This window comes from Limnospira sp. (assembly GCF_051859755.1).
Taxonomy (GTDB): Bacteria; Cyanobacteriota; Cyanobacteriia; order Cyanobacteriales; family Microcoleaceae; genus Limnospira; species Limnospira fusiformis.
The window spans coordinates 24,046-41,562 of record NZ_JBIMLI010000003.1 but is presented as its reverse complement, the minus strand read 5'-3'; the positions used below and the strand labels follow the sequence as shown (position 1 = coordinate 41,562).

General features: G+C 43.6%; 21 protein-coding genes. 9 read left to right on the top strand and 12 right to left on the bottom strand.

Going from position 1 to position 17,517, the window contains the following annotated elements:
- Positions 1 to 527 (bottom strand): FHA domain-containing protein (locus tag ACTIE0_RS01060; RefSeq protein WP_439516821.1); only part of this gene is annotated, 527 nt, incomplete at its 3' end.
- A gap of 319 nt (positions 528 to 846) precedes the next feature.
- On the opposite strand from ACTIE0_RS01060, the gene ACTIE0_RS01055 reads away from it, so the two are divergent.
- Genes ACTIE0_RS01055 through ACTIE0_RS01040 form a run of 4 tightly spaced genes read left to right on the top strand, consistent with a single transcriptional unit; the run spans position 847 to position 4,699 of the window.
- The gene (locus ACTIE0_RS01055; RefSeq protein WP_006670645.1) at positions 847 to 1,746 is read left to right on the top strand and encodes a hypothetical protein; all 900 of its coding nucleotides are present in this window, start codon (positions 847 to 849) and stop codon (positions 1,744 to 1,746) included.
- Positions 1,747 to 1,764: 18 nt separating this feature from the next.
- A complete protein-coding gene (locus ACTIE0_RS01050; protein WP_006624994.1) occupies positions 1,765 to 2,763 on the top strand; it encodes a hypothetical protein in 999 nt (332 codons plus the stop codon).
- Between the two features lie 53 nt (positions 2,764 to 2,816).
- Positions 2,817 to 3,743 carry a coiled-coil domain-containing protein gene (locus tag ACTIE0_RS01045; RefSeq protein WP_006670646.1) on the top strand — a complete coding sequence of 309 codons (927 nt, stop codon included), beginning with the start codon at positions 2,817 to 2,819 and terminating at the stop codon, positions 3,741 to 3,743.
- 59 nt (positions 3,744 to 3,802) lie between these two features.
- Positions 3,803 to 4,699: a coiled-coil domain-containing protein gene (locus ACTIE0_RS01040; RefSeq protein ID WP_006624996.1), complete on the top strand. Its 897-nt coding sequence runs from the start codon at positions 3,803 to 3,805 to the stop codon at positions 4,697 to 4,699.
- A 39-nt stretch (positions 4,700 to 4,738) separates the two neighbouring features.
- On the opposite strand, the gene ACTIE0_RS01035 is transcribed toward ACTIE0_RS01040, so the two are convergent.
- Entirely contained in the window at positions 4,739 to 5,743 is a 1,005-nt protein-coding gene (locus ACTIE0_RS01035) for a DNA polymerase III subunit delta' (RefSeq protein ID WP_006670647.1), read from the bottom strand.
- Entirely contained in the window at positions 5,730 to 6,425 is a 696-nt protein-coding gene (gene tmk, locus ACTIE0_RS01030) for a dTMP kinase (RefSeq protein ID WP_006624998.1), read from the bottom strand. Before tmk ends, ACTIE0_RS01035 begins: the two co-directional genes overlap by 14 nt.
- 380 nt (positions 6,426 to 6,805) lie before the next feature.
- Between tmk and ACTIE0_RS01025 the strand changes: the two genes are divergently transcribed.
- Positions 6,806 to 7,153: a hypothetical protein gene (locus tag ACTIE0_RS01025; RefSeq protein ID WP_006625000.1), complete on the top strand. Its 348-nt coding sequence runs from the start codon at positions 6,806 to 6,808 to the stop codon at positions 7,151 to 7,153.
- Positions 7,154 to 7,238: 85 nt separating this feature from the next.
- On the opposite strand, the gene psbA is transcribed toward ACTIE0_RS01025, so the two are convergent.
- Together psbA and ggt are read right to left on the bottom strand one after the other, a co-directional pair.
- A complete protein-coding gene (psbA, locus tag ACTIE0_RS01020) occupies positions 7,239 to 8,318 on the bottom strand; it encodes a photosystem II q(b) protein (RefSeq protein ID WP_006625001.1) in 1,080 nt (359 codons plus the stop codon).
- A 174-nt stretch (positions 8,319 to 8,492) separates the two neighbouring features.
- Entirely contained in the window at positions 8,493 to 10,049 is a 1,557-nt protein-coding gene (gene ggt, locus ACTIE0_RS01015) for a gamma-glutamyltransferase (protein WP_006625002.1), read from the bottom strand.
- 168 nt (positions 10,050 to 10,217) lie between these two features.
- Between ggt and ACTIE0_RS01010 the strand changes: the two genes are divergently transcribed.
- Together ACTIE0_RS01010 and ACTIE0_RS01005 are read left to right on the top strand one after the other, a co-directional pair.
- Positions 10,218 to 10,712 (top strand): DUF4168 domain-containing protein, encoded by a 495-nt coding sequence (locus ACTIE0_RS01010; RefSeq protein WP_046319295.1) that lies wholly within the window; start codon positions 10,218 to 10,220, stop codon positions 10,710 to 10,712.
- A gap of 75 nt (positions 10,713 to 10,787) precedes the next feature.
- Positions 10,788 to 11,276 carry a DUF4168 domain-containing protein gene (locus ACTIE0_RS01005; RefSeq protein ID WP_062945992.1) on the top strand — a complete coding sequence of 163 codons (489 nt, stop codon included), beginning with the start codon at positions 10,788 to 10,790 and terminating at the stop codon, positions 11,274 to 11,276.
- Here the strand turns inward: ACTIE0_RS01005 and ACTIE0_RS01000 are convergent, their stop codons facing one another.
- A complete protein-coding gene (locus tag ACTIE0_RS01000; protein ID WP_237766135.1) occupies positions 11,277 to 12,062 on the bottom strand; it encodes a hypothetical protein in 786 nt (261 codons plus the stop codon). It abuts the gene before it with no gap.
- Between the two features lie 136 nt (positions 12,063 to 12,198).
- On the opposite strand from ACTIE0_RS01000, the gene ACTIE0_RS00995 reads away from it, so the two are divergent.
- Complete coding sequence (locus ACTIE0_RS00995) at positions 12,199 to 13,056, top strand: transporter substrate-binding domain-containing protein (protein WP_190490199.1); 858 nt, start codon at positions 12,199 to 12,201, stop codon at positions 13,054 to 13,056.
- A 56-nt stretch (positions 13,057 to 13,112) separates the two neighbouring features.
- Here ACTIE0_RS00995 and ACTIE0_RS00990 read toward each other — a convergent pair whose 3' ends face one another.
- The 4 genes from ACTIE0_RS00990 to queF all read right to left on the bottom strand — a co-directional run bounded on the left by ACTIE0_RS00990 (position 13,113) and on the right by queF (position 14,849).
- Positions 13,113 to 13,661 carry a tetratricopeptide repeat protein gene (locus tag ACTIE0_RS00990; RefSeq protein WP_006625007.1) on the bottom strand — a complete coding sequence of 183 codons (549 nt, stop codon included), beginning with the start codon at positions 13,659 to 13,661 and terminating at the stop codon, positions 13,113 to 13,115.
- A 90-nt stretch (positions 13,662 to 13,751) separates the two neighbouring features.
- On the bottom strand, positions 13,752 to 14,108 hold the full coding sequence (rplT, locus tag ACTIE0_RS00985; RefSeq protein WP_006617370.1) for a 50S ribosomal protein L20: 357 nt from the start codon (positions 14,106 to 14,108) through the stop codon (positions 13,752 to 13,754).
- Between the two features lie 40 nt (positions 14,109 to 14,148).
- The gene (rpmI, locus tag ACTIE0_RS00980) at positions 14,149 to 14,346 is read right to left on the bottom strand and encodes a 50S ribosomal protein L35 (protein ID WP_006625009.1); all 198 of its coding nucleotides are present in this window, start codon (positions 14,344 to 14,346) and stop codon (positions 14,149 to 14,151) included.
- A 68-nt stretch (positions 14,347 to 14,414) separates the two neighbouring features.
- Positions 14,415 to 14,849, bottom strand: coding sequence for a preQ(1) synthase (gene queF / locus ACTIE0_RS00975; protein ID WP_035760159.1), 435 nt, complete (start codon positions 14,847 to 14,849; stop codon positions 14,415 to 14,417).
- A 144-nt stretch (positions 14,850 to 14,993) separates the two neighbouring features.
- Between queF and ACTIE0_RS00970 the strand changes: the two genes are divergently transcribed.
- Entirely contained in the window at positions 14,994 to 15,578 is a 585-nt protein-coding gene (locus tag ACTIE0_RS00970; RefSeq protein ID WP_006670800.1) for a hypothetical protein, read from the top strand.
- A gap of 93 nt (positions 15,579 to 15,671) precedes the next feature.
- Here ACTIE0_RS00970 and speD read toward each other — a convergent pair whose 3' ends face one another.
- Positions 15,672 to 16,112: an adenosylmethionine decarboxylase gene (gene speD / locus ACTIE0_RS00965; RefSeq protein WP_006625012.1), complete on the bottom strand. Its 441-nt coding sequence runs from the start codon at positions 16,110 to 16,112 to the stop codon at positions 15,672 to 15,674.
- 204 nt (positions 16,113 to 16,316) lie between these two features.
- Positions 16,317 to 17,372 carry a pentapeptide repeat-containing protein gene (locus ACTIE0_RS00960; RefSeq protein ID WP_006670801.1) on the bottom strand — a complete coding sequence of 352 codons (1,056 nt, stop codon included), beginning with the start codon at positions 17,370 to 17,372 and terminating at the stop codon, positions 16,317 to 16,319.
- Between the last annotated feature and the right edge of the window lie 145 nt (positions 17,373 to 17,517).

The window sequence follows — 17,517 nt, the reverse complement described above, 5'->3', positions numbered from 1 at the left end:
CGGGGTTCTGACTCAATTATCGGTTCGGGTTCTGACTCAATTATCGGTTCGGGTTCTGACTCAATTATCGGTTCGGGTTCTGACTCAATTATCGGTTCGGGTTCTGACTCAATTATCGGTTCCGCAATGGGTGGGAGAGAATTATCAGAAGTTGGCGGCTGAGGCTTGGTTTGATATTCAAATACAAATTCGGGTCCATCCTCACTAAGTTTAATGCGATCGCCTGCTTGGAGGGGATGATTTACCGCCATACGCACACCATTAATAAAAGTGCCATTGACACTATTAAGATCCTCAATTTCCCACAGTTCTACAGAACCTTCTAATACTGGCTTAATTTTGGCGTGATACCGCGATACCATTGTATATTGAAGAGAATCAACTACAATATGAGCATCTTTACCACGACCCAAAATAACTTCTTTAGCCGCAGATAAATCATACTGAAACACAGGATGATCTGGTTTTTTATTACCGGGAATACACAATTTAATGACAGCACATTTGTTTAGGTTAGATTCAGACATATCGACTAATCCAATCAACTATTATAATAATTTTTGGGGGGTTATGTTTGGGGGGGTTATGCACAATATAGGGTGTCCGCTCCCTGATTAAGTTAAGTTATCTGAATATATTATGATCGATTTTGCCTCCCTCGTCAATTCTAAAAAAAACCTAAATTTTCCGACCAAAACTCGATAAATATGGTAATGAAACAAACCCGCCCTGATTTATATAAAAAATTGTAACGTAATTGTGGGCATCTCAGTGTGAGTTAGCATATAATAAAAGCACGGCAATTTTCTCAACCCATCCCCATCATTAAATTGGGAGGACGTTAGTATGGCAGATATTGCAACCATTGAAGATTTAATCGAACAGAATGAGGCGAGAACCCAAGCCTTATCTGAAGAAGTAGATCGAGCTATGATCAGTGTCACTCTGGTTGAGCAGTTTCTGACAGCGATCGATAATAACTTAACCGTCGCTGGCGACACCGCTAAGGCTCAATTTGAAACGATGCTCGCTGCTCTCAACAGCACGGACGAAGCCATAGAGAGTGAACTAGAAACGGCGAAAGAAAACCTCAGCAGTCTCCAGGAAAAAATTAGCGAAGTTGATGAAAAAGTAGAATCTACTTTAGCGGAGATTAAAGCTAAGTTAGATGAGTTAAAAAGCCACGCAGCCGAGATATTATCAGATTTAGAGTCGGAGGCTGAGTCAACAAATTCGGGGTTATTGGAACTTTCCCAACAGGTGGAAACATCAGAGGCGGAAACCCAGACCCAAAGTGAAACGGCTAAAGCTAATGTGGAGGAATTTCGCAATAAAATAGAACAATTGCAGGAGGGTTTTAATAGTCAAAAAAACAGCCTTTTTGAGCAATTCGAGGCTTTACAAGGTGAAATTCAGGCTAAAATTGAACAAATTGCCTCGGATTTTGAGACATTGCGATCGGAAAGCAATAACCAAAAATCCGAGATGGAAAATGCCTTAGACACGGCTTCGGAAGACGCTATCAATACGATAACTAATAAATTTGTGGATGAGGCGAAAAGTCAGCTTTTAGGAAGTGCAGAATCTCTGAGTGAGGCTCTCAGTGCTTTAGGAGAAGCTGGAGAGAAATCCGAGGAAATGTTAGACGGACAATTGGGGGATATTATCGATAATATTAATAATGTGGTGGACGCGGTGCGACCGGTTTTAGATGTGTTGTCAAGAGTTAGAGATTTATTAGGTTAATTTTAGGGAGTTAAGACCATGGCGATCGCTGAAGATTTTGGTCAATCATTAGAAGAATCGGCTGAGAATTTAACCAACTTGTTAAATGTCTTAGATCAAGCCTATGATCAACTTGATCAACTCTGTGAACAATTGGAAGGGGAGAGTGACGACCTGGAAGAAACCCCAGAAATTGTCGAAACCTCATTTTCTAATTTGGTGGAAACCCTAGAAACTGAAGAGTCTAATGTTACCTCGGCTCAAGAGGAGTTGATTTCGGCCTTAGAAGAACTACTACAAAGTATTTCTGATGCTGAAGGTAGCCTAGATGAAACCTCAGCCAATATCGAAGAAAATTACAGCACATTTGAATCTGAGTTAGATAATGATATCGCGGAAATGGATGGGGATATGGATGAAACCAAATCCACATTTGAGGAACTCAAAGACAGCTTCGAGCAACTAACAGAAGCGATAAATCAAGCCATGGAAACCACTATCGGGGTGTTTGAAACCTTGGGTGATGCGATATCGGATCTTGAGGAACGAGTGACAACCAATCAGGAAGAAACAGAAGGTAATTTTGAGGGTTTAGTTACGGAAATTTCCGATAATCATAGGGACTCGTTAGAATCATTGTTGGGAAACTTTAGCCAATTTTTGGCTCAAGATAAATTATCAGAAATTACTGATGATTTTAGTAATTTTAAGGGGGTTTTGACGGATGTATATAACACCCTTGGTAGTCAAGCGGCGGCAGTAGCCGATAATCTTCAAGAAAGGGGAAGCGCAATTTTTGAGAATGTCAAAGATTATGCTGAGGACTCGCTCAAGGACAATTTAGAGGATTCCTTTAAAGATGCTATTGATGATGTGGTCTCGGATATGATTCAAGAGGTAGGAGAAAATATGGTTATGATGAAAGTGGGAGCGACCGTTACTTCATCACTAACTCCGATTTTACCGCAAATTGTAGCAGCTAAGGTCGCCACCGGAACTATCAAACAAGTTTTGAGTTTGGGAGGCATTTTATCTTGAGTTTGACGGTTGAATGCTGCTTGTGCTTATTCAAATATTAAGGAAAAGTGACAATGGAAGAAGTTTATAATTCTTTGGCTCAAATGTCTTCGGTAGCACCGGATAAATTAAATAGTTTAATTGGGGGAGCTACAGAAATTAAAGATGCGGTGCGTGTCCTCGAGTCTAATGTTGAAGAAAAACAGGGTTTAATTGAGGCTTTGATGGAGCAAATAGCTGATGCTTTGAATGAATTTCAGCAGGAGGTTGGGGAACAACAAACGGAAATAGAAAGTGAGGTTGAGGAAACTAATAATATTGCGGAAAGTTGGCAAGAAATTATCAGTGATGCTCAACAACAATTAAGCTCGGAAATGCAGACGGCTCAGGAAAAATTAATCGCTCTGAAAGAGGAGTTGGAGTCGGGTAATGATGAGATTAATAATGCGGGAGAAGAAGCACAAAATAGCCTGACTGAATTACAGGCAAAGTTGCAGGAGGGTCAACAGCGACTTCTGGATGCTCAAGAAAACCTGAGTGATGCTATTCAAGTTTTGCGAGATAAAATTGAGGAGGCAAAAAATAGCGCTCAGGAACAGGTAGAAGAGTTAAATGATCAGGTGAATGAGGCTGAGGAGGAAGTGAGCGATCGCCTGGAAGAAATGGGTAATAGTTTTACGGAAATTCAGGGAGAATTTGAAACTAAAATCGGTGAAATTACCAGTGACATTATTGAGTCAAAAATTGATGAATTACTGGATGAGTTACAGGAGAAAATCGAAACGGAGTTAAAAGAATTGACTGATTCTGCGGTGTCTGAGGTGAGAGAAACCCTTGACAACATAATGGATAAACTCAGGGGTGCGAAAGATGATGCGGCTAGTCATAGACAAGTAATTAGTCCGCTAATCGAACAGTTAGAGGACTTTATTCAACCTATGGAACTTTTAGTAGACTCGGTGCGAAATTTGGCGAGTAAAGTTGGGGTTTCTTTTGGTTAAATCACCCTAAATATATGGGAATCAGCAGAATTTGATATTACGGAAATTAGGAGTTAGAAATGACTTTAGAACAAGCAGCCAATGAAGTGGTTTTAAAGATGACTCAATTTTTAGAAAAAATTGACTTGGAAGAGGACCGCATTGATAATTCTCGCCAACAGTTAGAAACGATAACGGAAGAAGTGGAAACTGACTGGTCAAGCCTACAAGAACGCGCTGAGGAACTGTTAGAAAAAATAGCGACCGGGAGGGAAGAGTTGGCGGCGGAACGGGAAGCGGTTAGTAATGAACTTGGGGAATTACGGTCAAAAATTGAAGCAGCACAGGAAGAAGTTAATCAAGAATTAGAAGAGACTCAAGCTGCTTTATCTGATTTTTATAACCGAGTTGAAGCGGTTACGCCAGAGTTGGTTGAGGTGATTAACCAGGTAGGAGAATCGTTTAATGCTCTGACGCAAAAGGCGGGGGAACTGAGTACAGAACAGGAACAAAACTTATCGGAAACTCAAGAGTTTATAGCTGAAGAGGTGAAAAGTGATATCGAAACTCACCAGTCAGAAATTGAGGAACGGAGTGGCGATTTTGAAACTTTTATCGGGACAACTATTCCTGAACTGAAAGATGTGTTGAGCGAATTTACGCAACAGGTTAATGAAATTGTTGAGGGGGTAACAGACAAGGTACAAAACTTACAGGAAGTGGCGGAAAAAACGGCTGAAGATACAATTGAGGAAATTACGGAATCTCAACAGGGTAGAATTGAGGAGTTGTTGGATGCTGCTAACCGTTTAAAGGATATGATGGAACAAATTAGTAATATCATCGACCAAACCAGTGATACGGTGGTGACGACTAAAGATACTATGGTTGATGCAGCAGATACTACTAGCACCGGTTTAAATGCGGCGATCGGTATTTTTGATGACCTCAAAAGTATTTTAGGAGGGATTTTGTAATTATTGATAACTGCTGCTGATGACTGGGTGAAATCATGGTTAAATATTGGCGATCGCCATTAGGGTACACTCCCAGACTAAGCGAGGTTGAACGTAAGCCAGCAGATGTTTTCTCGCCTGTTCTAACTGGTGAAGTAATCCGGGAATGGCTAGGCTATTGTTACCGTTAACCCCCGGATTATGGTATTGTTCCCAATAGGAATGTTGCAGATAATCCACTAACCATAACTGAGCCTGAGTGTCAAGAGAGCGGCTAATTTCTGCGGCTAATTCGAGAGATTCTCGTAAACTTTGGGGGAGTTTTTTCACTTTGGCTAATAGTTCCGGTGGAATAGTTTGTAATTGTTCCCAACAGGCGATCGCTTGTCCGGGACTACCCTGCGCCATTGCCATGATCTCAGCATGACGGCAAATTTCACCATAACCCTTTTGAGTTAATATCTGAATTATATCAGTATTTGACAGTCTAAAAAAAGGGATTTTGGCACAGCGAGAAACCAAGGTAGATAACAATGAATCCACACTGGGAGCAATTAAAATTAACACGGATTTACCCGGTTCCTCTAGGGTTTTTAATAAACCATTAGCCGCTCCCTCAGCCATAGTTTCCGCCGCCTCTAAAACCACCACAGACCGCAGAGACTCCAAAGCTGGACGGCTGACAAACTGACTAATTTCTCGGACTTGATCAAGGCGAATTTGTGGCGGTGCGCGACGTTTGAGACCAGAGGCGGCGGCTTCGGCTGCTGACAGCAATTTTCCTTGGTGTAAATAGGTGGGTTCTACCCAAAGTAAATCGGGATGATTTCTCATCTTAACTCGATGTTTAATAGATTGTTTGTGTGCGTCTTCCTCGGATGAATTTAGCAGATTTTTGCGACCTTTCTGCAATAATAATTCAATAAAATATTGAGCGGCTAAACTACGACCTACTCCGGGTATCCCGACGAATAAATAAGCGGGAGCGATCCGATTTTGGGCAATAACTCGGCTCAGAAGTTCGATCGCTTGAGGTTGTCCAATTAAATCGCTAAACGCATCCATAATTATTTGAGATTAACCCCCATTCTAGGAGTTTTTGGTTGAGTATATTTTGGATTTGTTGGGTAACACGATCGCGATCGCCATTTCCATCAATAGGGACAATCCGCTGGGGATACATTTTGGCTAGAGTCGCAAATCCCTCAGCAACCCGATAGTGAAATTCTAGATCAGCCTGTTCAATGCGATCGACTTTTTTTCTGGCTTTAATCCGGGTCAGTCCTGCTTCTACAGGAACATTTAACCACAGAGTCAAGTCCGGCACAACACCCCCAGTCGCGATCTGGTTAATTTGATGAATTTGCTGCAAATCTAGTCCCCGACCATATCCCTGATAAGCTAGGGTAGAGTCGGTAAAGCGATCGCATAAAATAATCGTCCCCTGGTCTAACAGCGGTTTAATCAGAGTTTCGATATGTTGTGCGCGGTCCGCCGCATATAATAATAACTCACTGCGATCGCTCAGAGGTTCCCTGATATCATGGTGAAGTAGTAAATCCCGCAAATGCTGACCTAACTGGGTTCCCCCCGGTTCCCGCGTCACTTGAACCCCCCGTTGGTGGAGTTTCCCCCCGGAAGAATGGTTTAACGACAAGCGATCGGCTAACCACGGCTGAATTTGCTGTATTTGCGTAGTTTTACCGCATCCTTCTATACCTTCAAATACAATTAGTTTTCCCGCCATTTTTGTATTTAGAACCTCCCTAGATCTGATTCAGTCATCGCATATTATGGCAGTTTCGTTAATCAAAATCCGAAAATTTGAGCAAATCTGGTGGGGAGTTTTTACTAAGCCACACCCGAAGCGCTATAATAATCCCGGCTTAATCACCCATCTCTAGGGTTTTGTACCAGAAATGCCAGTTTCTCTGTCAGGGAACCATAAAAACAGTTAGTCAATATAGCACTACAGCTTGTTCACCAGTCGCTTAATACATTGCCCTCACCCTAAATCCCTCTCCCAGAGAGGGAGAGGGACTTTGAGAGGTGATCAGATGATTTCTGAACAGGCTGTAACCTGCTTATTGGTATTAATTAAACTTGGAAATTATCGGGAGTTTTTCGATGGCTCGTTATACGGCTTTTTTTGTGATTGCTATCAATATTGAAGATGCCAGAGAAATATTAATAGATATTATGGAATCTTGCAACCTTGATCTGATTTATCAAACCCCCAGTTCACTTATTGCTAGGGAGGCGATCGGTCAAGTTTCCATATCTCAATTAGTCACCTTAGAGGTAGTATTTGATACAGCCACCTCCACAGACACAGAAATCAAAATGACTGTGGTTTTAAAAAATGAAGAATTACCCCTACAACCCGATAATCACTGTCGCCAAATGTTTGAATTGGTCAGCGAAATGATTATCAACCATCGCCAGTGGGTATTACTAGAAAGCATGACACTCTAGTCATTTTCATTTCAGTTAATTTGCACACAAAAAAGCGCCCCCCAATTCGGGAGACGCTTTTTTTTACATACAAATTAGCTACAAATTAGCCGATGTTAGGAGCAACTAAATTGACCGGTTTAGACTCAGTAGAAGCCAAATCTAACGGGAAGTTGTGAACGTTACGTTCGTGCATAGCTTCAATGCCTAAATTAGCGCGATTAATCACATCAGCCCAAGTATTTAGGACTTGACCCTGGGAATCTAAAACCGAGTGGTTAAAATTAAACCCATTCAGGTTGAAAGCAAAACAAGCTACTGCTAAAGATGCAAACCAGATGCCAACAACAGGCCATGCACCTAAGAAAAAGTGTAAAGCGCGACTGTTGTTAAAAGAAGCATACTGGAAAATCAAACGACCAAAGTAACCGTGAGCAGCTACAATGTTATAAGTTTCTTCTTCTTGTCCAAAGCGATAACCCCGGTTTTGGCTTTCAATTTCAGTGGTTTCACGTACTAAAGAAGATGTCACCAGAGAACCGTGCATAGCTGAGAAAAGAGCGCCACCAAAGACACCAGCTACTCCCAGCATATGGAAGGGGTGCATTAAAACATTATGCTCTGCTTGCAGCACTAACATAAAGTTAAATGTGCCAGAAATCCCCAGCGGTAAACCATCAGAAAAAGAACCTTGACCGATAGAATAAACTAACAGTACCGCCGTCGCAGCAGCTACAGGAGCGCTATAAGCAACAGCAATCCAAGGACGCATTCCTAACCGATAAGACAGTTCCCACTCACGACCCATATAGCAAAAAATGCCGATTAGGAAGTGGAAAACAATCAACTGGTAGGGGCCGCCGTTATAAAGCCATTCATCAATATTTGCCGCTTCCCAGATGGGATAAAAGTGCAACCCAATCGCATTAGAACTGGGTACAACAGCGGCGGTGATGATGTTATTGCCGTACAACAGAGAACCGGAAACGGGTTCGCGGATGCCGTCAATATCCACAGGAGGTGCAGCTACAAAAGCTAACACAAAACAGATGGTGGCAGTTAGCAAGGTAGGGATCATCACAATACCAAACCAACCTACATAAAGGCGGTTATTGGTAGATGTTACCCAAGTGCAAAACTGTTCCCAAACATTGAGATTTTCCCGTTGCTGTAAGGTAGTGGTCATATCAAATATGATTGCGTTATTGAGTTTTCGAGGTACATATCCGGTAGTTGTTTTTCTACCGTGTCTGTAATATCTCACACTTAACTCATATATGTCAAAAGTTTTATAACTATTTAGTTATATATTTAATCTGATAAAACTGATGATAGCTATAAGTTTTGCTTATAAATTGCCCTAAATCCCTAAACTCACGCCACTGCGTCGGATATCCCCAGTTCCTAAAATAGTCCCATCAGCATTAGTGGCGACTCCATTAACTCCACCAAAAAACATATTCCGTTCCCCCCATTGGACAATTTCGCTATGGTCCGCAAGTTGCAGATGATTAATCTCGGTTTGATTAAAACCGGGTTCGATATCAAAACGATAATTCTCCCAATGGACACGGGGACGATTAACGGCGGCGGCTAAGGACATCCCAAAATCGAGATAATTGGAGATTACTTGCAAAATGGCGGTGCGAATACGATTAGACCCGCCAGACCCGATCACCATCTCTAAACGATCGCCATCTAAAATCAAAGTAGGAGCCATCATCGAGGATAGTCGCACATTTTCCCGCCACTCGTGGAAGCCGTGGGGGTTCAAATCTTCCTCACCCAACATATTATTAATCATAATCCCGGTCCCCGGAATCATATAACCCGACCCCTCCCCGTTAGAAGTAGTAACACTAGCCGCATTCCCCTCACTATCCACAACACTAATATGAGTGGTACTCCCCCACTTATTCACGGTCTCCTGTAATTCTTGTAGATAGGGTTGTAGATGTTCTGGGGACAGGAACTCAGCAGCCATATTCTGTTCATGAAGGCGATCGTCAAACCCCTGTTTTCTAACAGTATTAGTTAATCTCATTACATCCGCTAACATACGGAGATGCCGACAACTACCAAACTCCAGATTAGCAACTTCAATTCCCGACAGCAGTTCCAACCCCAAGCCAATGAGCGTTCCCCCGGAACTCGGAGGCGGATTAGTCAAAATCTGTTTTCCCCGATAACCAATTCTTAACGGTTGGCGTTCAATCACCCGATACCGTCTCAAATCTTCCTCAGTCAAATAGCCACCCCCCTGCTGACAATCAGCCACCAATTGCCGAGCAATTTCCCCCTGATAAAACTCCTCAAATCCCTGTTGCACCAGATATTCCAGAGTATTCGCTAGATTTTTCATAACTATTCGTTCACCAGCTTGGAGAATCGAGCCTTGGGGAGCATAAATTTCCCGACCTTCCGGGGAACTCAATAAAATGGACGAGAGAATCGGGTTAAAAGTATAGGCTTGGAAAGTATTAATTTCTAAACCATTTTTAGCCAAATTAATCGCGGGTTCAGCCACTACCTTTAAAGGCAGTTTTCCTAGGGTCTGGTGAACCTTAAACACCCCAGCCGCCACACCCGGAACGGCCATAGAACCCAAACCAATATGAAATTCCTGAACACTGCCACCAAAATTGACATCAACCGGGTAAAAATCTACTTGACTTTTTGATTGTTTAATGCTTGGTGTTTGTGTAAAGAAATCAAATAAAATATTCTGATTGGTGTGGGTGTGAGCCAACAGGAAACCTCCCCCACCTAGGGAAGTTAACCCCGGTTCAGCCACACAAGCAGCCAGCATGGACGCGACGGCTGCATCAAAAGCATTACCCCCCAGGGGGAACATTGCTAACCCAGCCAGTGCGGTTTCTTGATGGCCGGCTGCGACGACACCATTTAGTTTCTGCATATTTGAGGAACTTCTGATCTACAAAATAATTCAAAATAATTATGCTGTGTTATAGCCTGATCCTGTTCGGATTCTTAGAATTATGGGGCAGGTGTTGGCTATGTCTAAATACAATTTCCCCTGAGTGAGGGGTGATTAATGCTTGTTGCTACTTGGAGACGCGGATATATGAATTCTTGGCTGGCTTCTGTCTATAATCCCATGAGCCGAAAAGGGTTACAAACACTTTTGGTCGGTATTTTCGCGGTGTTTGGAGTCCTTAGCGGAGTGGTCCCGGACTTGTTATCCCCTACAGGTCGGTCAGGGACTTTCGCTCACGCACAGCAAAGCCCTAATATTACTGATGATGAAATTCGCAATTATGCCCGTGCCGTTTTATTGATTGAACCTAGGCGCAAACAGGCCTATGATGAGATTAGGGGAATTGCAGGGGGTACGGTTCCAGAGGTGATCTGTAGCGATCGCCGCCGTATTAATAGCTTGAATCGAGATTTAAGGGCGATCGCCGTTAATTATTGCAATCTGGCTAAAGATTTTATTGAACAGCACAATCTAACCATTAATCGATTTAACGAGATTACTCGATTACAACAAGATAACCCACAACTGCAACGGCAAATTCAGGCAGAGTTACTTCGTCAACAGCGTAGTAACGGCAACTAATTCTATATTACTCCCCTAAGCATTTTAGGGGAATTTGTGTTATTTATTTATTACTTTACGGAGTAACCAACTACTATGAAACTACTACATCATGGGCATTTACATCGGCTACTCATTCAGTCCACTGCCATCACTATTTTATCTAGTGTCGGACTGGTGACGGGGTGGGTTCCTAATTTAACGGCTCCATCCCTAACCGCGAGTTTTAGCACGACCGCTAGAGCCGGAAATCCTACCTTTACTAATCAGGAGATTACCAGCTACGCTCAAGCAGCGATCGCACTAGAATCCAGACGGCATCAGGCGGTTGAGGAAATTAAAAGAATTGTCGGACAAGTGCCGCGCATTCTCTGTGACGAGCCGACTAGCATTAATATGCTACCTGGAAATGCTCCCCAAATTGCGGTTAGCTACTGTGACCAAGCCAAACGCATTATTGAAAGCAAAGGATTAACTGTTAGTCGCTTTAATGAAATCACCCGCCATCAACAATCTGATAGCCGATTCCGAGAGCGCATTCAAGCGGAAATTCTCCGAATTATGCAATCTCCTGATGGACGATAGTTAGGAATTGGGGATTCTGCGACTGTGTTGTATTATCCCCATCAACAACTGATTGGCGATCGCATAAATTCCCCTCCATTCATCTCGGCGGATTTTGCGTAAATAAAACCAAATCCCTCGATACAAATCGACCAAACGCCGACCGCGATACTCTTTTTGAATGCCACCCGGATCAAGTCGGATACCCTCAAGGCTATAGTTATTTAAGTTTAAGGGGTTGAGTTTAGTCAACCCTTCTTTCTCCGCAAATTCTTGATATGTTAAACCTTCGCGATTACATAACCTCGATTTCTCATCATCAATCCACTCACTCACCACCCAATTTTTACTCGCAAATAAAAACTCAGCCATATCTTTTGTTACCCCACAATATTTTAAACGAATCCCCACCGGAATTTCACCCCAGGGACCATGAACCCATATAAAATCGGGGTCAAAAAATGCTTTAAATGCTATCGGTTCCGCCCCATTTATGGTGATTTTTGCCACTCTACCCACCATCCCACAACCGATAATTTTCGCAGTGATATTTATCGATTTTTCCGATTCTTTATCAAGACAATTTATCCAAAAATTAACAGTAAAATTAGTGGTGTTAATCAGCCGGACATAAATTGCCAAGCCATCCAGAAACGCCCTAATTTCCGATACCCCCAAGCCTCTATCCGGGTCTAAATAAGAGGCGATCGGTTCGCCAAAGTATAACTTATTGGTACCCGTTTTTAGACAAAACTCCTGGCAGAGCTTATAAAATCTATAGGGTGAGATTAATTCAGTTTGTGCCATAACTATGATCGACCCTAACATCCCCTGATGACAGTTCAAAATCCCCACTCTCCCCTCTAATAATTCCTGGTTGAACACAGGGTAAGCTATATTTCTGAGTGAACTTCTGTTAACAAATGTCCACTACATTGATTTTATGAGAAATATCATCCGGGTTTTGCTGACCCTAACTCTGTGTAGCCTATTTCCCCTAAATGCGATCGCCGGAACCGTCCTCGAAGACATCAGAAGAACAGGTATTCTCAAAGCCGGAGTTAGACAAGATGCCGCTCCCTTGGGTTATCTGTCTCCAGAAACCGGAGAATGGGAAGGGTACTGTATCCAACTCATGGAACTTCTAGCTAGTCGCCTCACCCAACAACTACAACTTAATCAACCCGTCCAAGTCCAACTGCTACAGTCCACCCTCGAAAATCGGGAGTCTATCGTCGCTGATGGAACCGTCCACCTAGAATGTGGCCCCAACACTGTCACCCGCACCCCTCCACCTGGGATAGTCTATTCCGATCGCTTTATCGCCACAGGAAATCACCTATTAGTTGCCGCAGATAATCAAACCTTAATCAACCCAGATGGTGCCATGGAAAACATCATTATTGGTGTACTTCCTAACACCCTTACCCAGCGATTTATCAGCAGTCGTTATTCCCTAGCTCAAATCGTGCAATATCATGGCACATCAGGCCGCGCCGATGCCGTGCGCGATGTTCTTAATCGGGAAATCAACGCCTTCGCCAGTGATGGTTTATTGCTAATTGGGGAAGTGTTGCGCCAAGCAGATATTAACCCTCAAGACTATGCCATAATCCCCCAACAACCGCTAACCTGTGAGTTCTACGGCATGATCGTACCCGAAGGAGACATCGCCTGGTTAAATACCATCAACTCATTGATTTTAGTTGAGGAAACCCTGGAAATTCTCCAAAGTCTCTATGGTCGCGACTCCGCCTATGTAGCCACCACACAAGCCGCCTTAGAAAAGTGTACCCGTTAGCTAATCACTTAGCTTTCATCAACCCTCCTCTTCACCCAGGGGAGGGTCGGGGAATGTTATTGAGCAGTTTCCGAAGTGGGAATACCTAATCGTTTCCGTAAAGACTCAGCGCGACGTTTAGCAATTTGATTATTAGGTTCTAAACTCAGAGACTTTTCGTAGGCTTCTAAAGCCTGAGAAGTCAGCTTTTTGCGTTCGTAAGCATAACCTAGATTATTGCAAGCCGTCGCATATTCAGGAGTTAGCTTTAATGCTTCCTTATAATTACGAATCGCGATATCGTATTCTTCCTTAGCAAAGTGAGCATAACCCAAGGCATTATAAATCATGGCTATGTTCTCCGGCGACTCCTCTTCCTCTACTGCTTTCAGAGCTTTTTGCAAAACAGCGATCGCCTGAGAATACAAATTTTTATCATTATAAATACAGCCTAATTGGTAATATTCCTGAGCTGTTCCTTTACCCTGAGAAAGCTGCTGTTGCAATTGCGACATCTTACTCTCAACTTCGCGAGTTCTGAAAATCTGACGCACAATAAAAAAGCCAGAACCCGACAAAAAAACCAGCAGTAATACCAGATAAACAACTGCGAGATTACTATCCATTTTTAATCTTAAATTACCAATTTTATCCTACCTTGAAGAAGGATAGAATTATCTCCATCCTTCGTTCAAAGTTTACCAAGTTAAAATCCCCTAGGATTGAGCTTGAGCAGCTTTAGCGACCACTTTTTCAAAGGTATCTGGGTCAAGAACTGCCATTTCCGCCAGCATCTTGCGATTGATTTCAATGTCAGCTTTTTTCAAATTTCCCATCAGTTGACTATAACTGATGCCGTGAACTCTAGCAGCGGCATTAATCCGGGTAATCCACAGGCGGCGGAAGTCGCGCTTGCGTTTCTTTCTATCCCGATAGGCGTTACGCAGCGCCTGCATAACCCGCTGATTAGCAATTCGGAAATTTTTGGATTGAGAGCCGCGAAATCCTTTGGCAAGTTTCAGAATTTTTTTGCGACGTTTACGGGCAACATTACCACGTTTAACTCGTGTCATTGTTGTTTTTCCTTAAAATTGAGTTGATCGAACTATAACGTTACAAATACGGCATCATCAGACGCACGTTTTCAGCATCGCGCTCATCGACAATAGTCGTTTTTGACAAACGGCGCTTGCGAGTTGCACTTTTGTGTTGCAGCAGGTGACTCTTAAAAGCCTTGCGGCGTGCGAGTTTGCCGCTTCCCGTTACCTTAAAGCGCCTAGCGGCTGATTTACGAGTTTTGAGTTTGGGCATGAAATGGCTGGAATTCGACACAAGCTATGATTATAGCATTTGCTGGGATTCATGAGAAGGAAAATTGATTAACTTTCGGGATGTTGTTTATGATGATGCACCTCAACGACGGTGTGAACATTACCTCTGGGGTTAAAGTCGCCTTTGATGTGAACTGACAGGGGGTCACAGGCGGCTACAAAGTCATCAAGGATCTGGTTAACTGATTCCTCATGGGATATGTAGCGATCGCGATAACTGTTAATATAGAGCTTGATGGACTTTAACTCTACCACCGACTGATCAGGCACATAGGTTAAATCAATGGTGGCAAAATCTGGATATCCAGAAAACGGACACTTACAGGTAAACTCCGGTAACACTATGTTAATTTGATAGCTGCGTCCGGGTCGGGGATTGGGGAAGGTGATTAACTGTCCCTCAGTAATCTGTCTCTCACCATATTTAAGTTCTGTATTAGTAACCGATTCAGTCTCAGAGGATTTTACCTGGGAGTTACTCATATTTGGCTCAACAATGAACAACCAATTGCGATCGCCCATTTCCTTGACTAAATGACCCGTGGTTGGTCTAATAGCAATATCATCAAGGCGATCGCCATTTAACTAATCCCGTTGATCATACCCCAAAGTTTATCCATAACAGCCATGTCAAATCCTATACAAAATTCTACAGCCTCCAACCCCACCCCACCCGAAGGCGGAAATAGTAGTTATTCACCCTCAGTCCCCATATCCCTATATCGAGAGGTGACAGCGGAATTACAGGGGTCTCAAAACCTAATCAATTCTCTGAGAACCCAAAATCAACAACTTCTCGAAGAAAATCAAAATTTGCGCGAAGAACTTAATCATGTAGTTCAGGCGGCCAATCAATTCTATCTAGCCGTTGAATCAGTCCAAGGGAAAAAACAGATGCCATCGATGGGAGTTCCCCCTGTCAATCCTAGCTTTAGTGTTAATCCCGTCTCGCCGCCACCGAACTTTTATGAACAGCCGACAACCGAGACTCCCCAACCAGATCTAGTCTTTCCCCCAACCAGCGACGGGCCAGACATCCCGCCGCCCCAATTTACCGAGGAACCAGAAGGACGACTGCGACCCGCATCAAGACCCGATAGGGCCGAATTAAGTGGGGTCTGGCTAATTGTTTCCATCGCCCTAATTGTAGTAGCCGCCTTTGGTATGGGCTATTGGGTAGTTCGTCCCCTGTTGCAGCAACAAGGGCGCTAATCGTTGATGAACCGGACAATCAGACCCAAATCAGACCCAAATTCCACGATCGCAGATGACTAAAGATCGTGGAATTTTCTAGGTGGCGATCGTCTAACGACCAGCAAAACTGGTTTCTGGGAAAGCCGTCAAATTAGTGGCTGGTGAGGTTTCAGAAACACTAACCGAGGAAGTATCAAGACTGACTGAAGGTTCAAAACCGCGCTCAAACTCACGTCTATTGACCTCACCCGCTTGTAGTGCAGTTTCCAAATGTTCAGCAGCTTTGTGAGGATTACCACGGCCACAGAAAAACAGATCAGCCGCAAAATAGCCATACTCAGGCCAGGTGTGAATAGCAATGTGTGATTCAGCCAAGGTAGCTGTTGCCGTCACCCCGTGGGGGCTAAATTGATGCACACAAAAGTCAATCAGGGTCGCTTCCCCTGCGGTGACTGCATCGAGTATAGCAGTGCGGATACGTTCAGGGTCATTTAAAATATCTGCAGGACAATGCCAAGCGTCAATGACCAGATGGGTTCCCAATTGTTTCATGCTGCGCGGTTTTACCTCCACCCTTAAATGGTCTCAAACTTTTTCAGTCTATCACATCAGTTAAATTGCGATCGCACCATTACAAAATCCTGTCGTTCCCTCTTAATCCCTCTTAACTCTGAGATACGGCGATCGCCTAGGGGCGCGCCTGGGCAGTTCCCCGAAGCCGCCCCCGGACCTCTCCTCTAGGAGAAGGCGATCGAGCTATTGGTGGGTAGCCCCATTAGGAAGAATAGTTCCTTCCATAGTAGTATCATCCAAATTAGCCACACTCAAACTCGCCCCAATCAGATTCGCCTGATTCAGGTTAGCCCCCGCCAAATTCGCCCCCCGTAGTGAAGTCAGTAGCAGTCCAGCACCACAAAGATTAGCATCAGTCAGGTTAGCCAAGCGCAGATCAGCTTCTAACAAGTTAGCCCCCGCCAAATTCGCCCCCGTTAAATTCGCCCCCCGTAAATCAGCTTTACTGAGATTAGCCAACCGTAGATCAGCGGATTGTAACGTTAAGCCATTGAGGTTAGCCCGCGTCAAATTCGCCCGCGTCAAATTCGCCCGCGTCAAATTCGCGCCATTGAGGTTAGCCCCCGTCAAATTCGCCCCCGTCAAATTCGCCCCCGTCAAATTGGCAATGCAGAAATTACTATTTTGTATAACTGACTCACTCAAATCAGCCCCCGTCAAATTCGCCCCACTCAAATTTCCTTGATTTAAGTGAACCCGGATCAGAGTAGCCCCCGTTAAATTCGCCCCACTCAAATCTATCTCACTAAGAATAGAGCGGTTTAAATTAGCTCCCGTCATGTGCGCCCCACTGAGAACAGATCGAGTCAGGGTCGCCCCAACCAAAATAGCATCAGTCAGTTGAGAACCATTCAGCAGACAAGTTCCAATCAAACTTGCTCCGGTGAGGTTAACCCCTGTTAAATTAACCTGAGACAAAATCGCCCCGCTCAAACTCGCCCCACTCAGGTCAGCTTGATGCAAAACTGTTTCCGTCATAGTAGCCCCGGTCAAATTCGCATCAATCAAAACCGCCATTGATAGATCCGCATAACTCAACTGAGATCTACTCAGGTTCGCACCAATCAAGCGGGTATGAACCATCAGGGCTTCTGCCAAATTCGCCCCGCTCAAGTTGATCCGATTTAGGGTAACTTCATTGAAAATTGCTGCCATTAGGGAGATATCGCTAAAGTTTCGCTCCCCTTGGGCATATCGAGTTAAAAGTTTATTAACAGTAACCGTTTTAGGCTTGCTCATACAAAAGGAATAATTGACTAACTCTATTGGAATAGAAATTGAAAAGGGATATTTTCCATGAACTCCAACCGAAAAAGCTCATAGAATATGCGGGTGAACTGATGGTTAACAACAAAAAGATCTACTCGCCCCGGAGTCGATACCC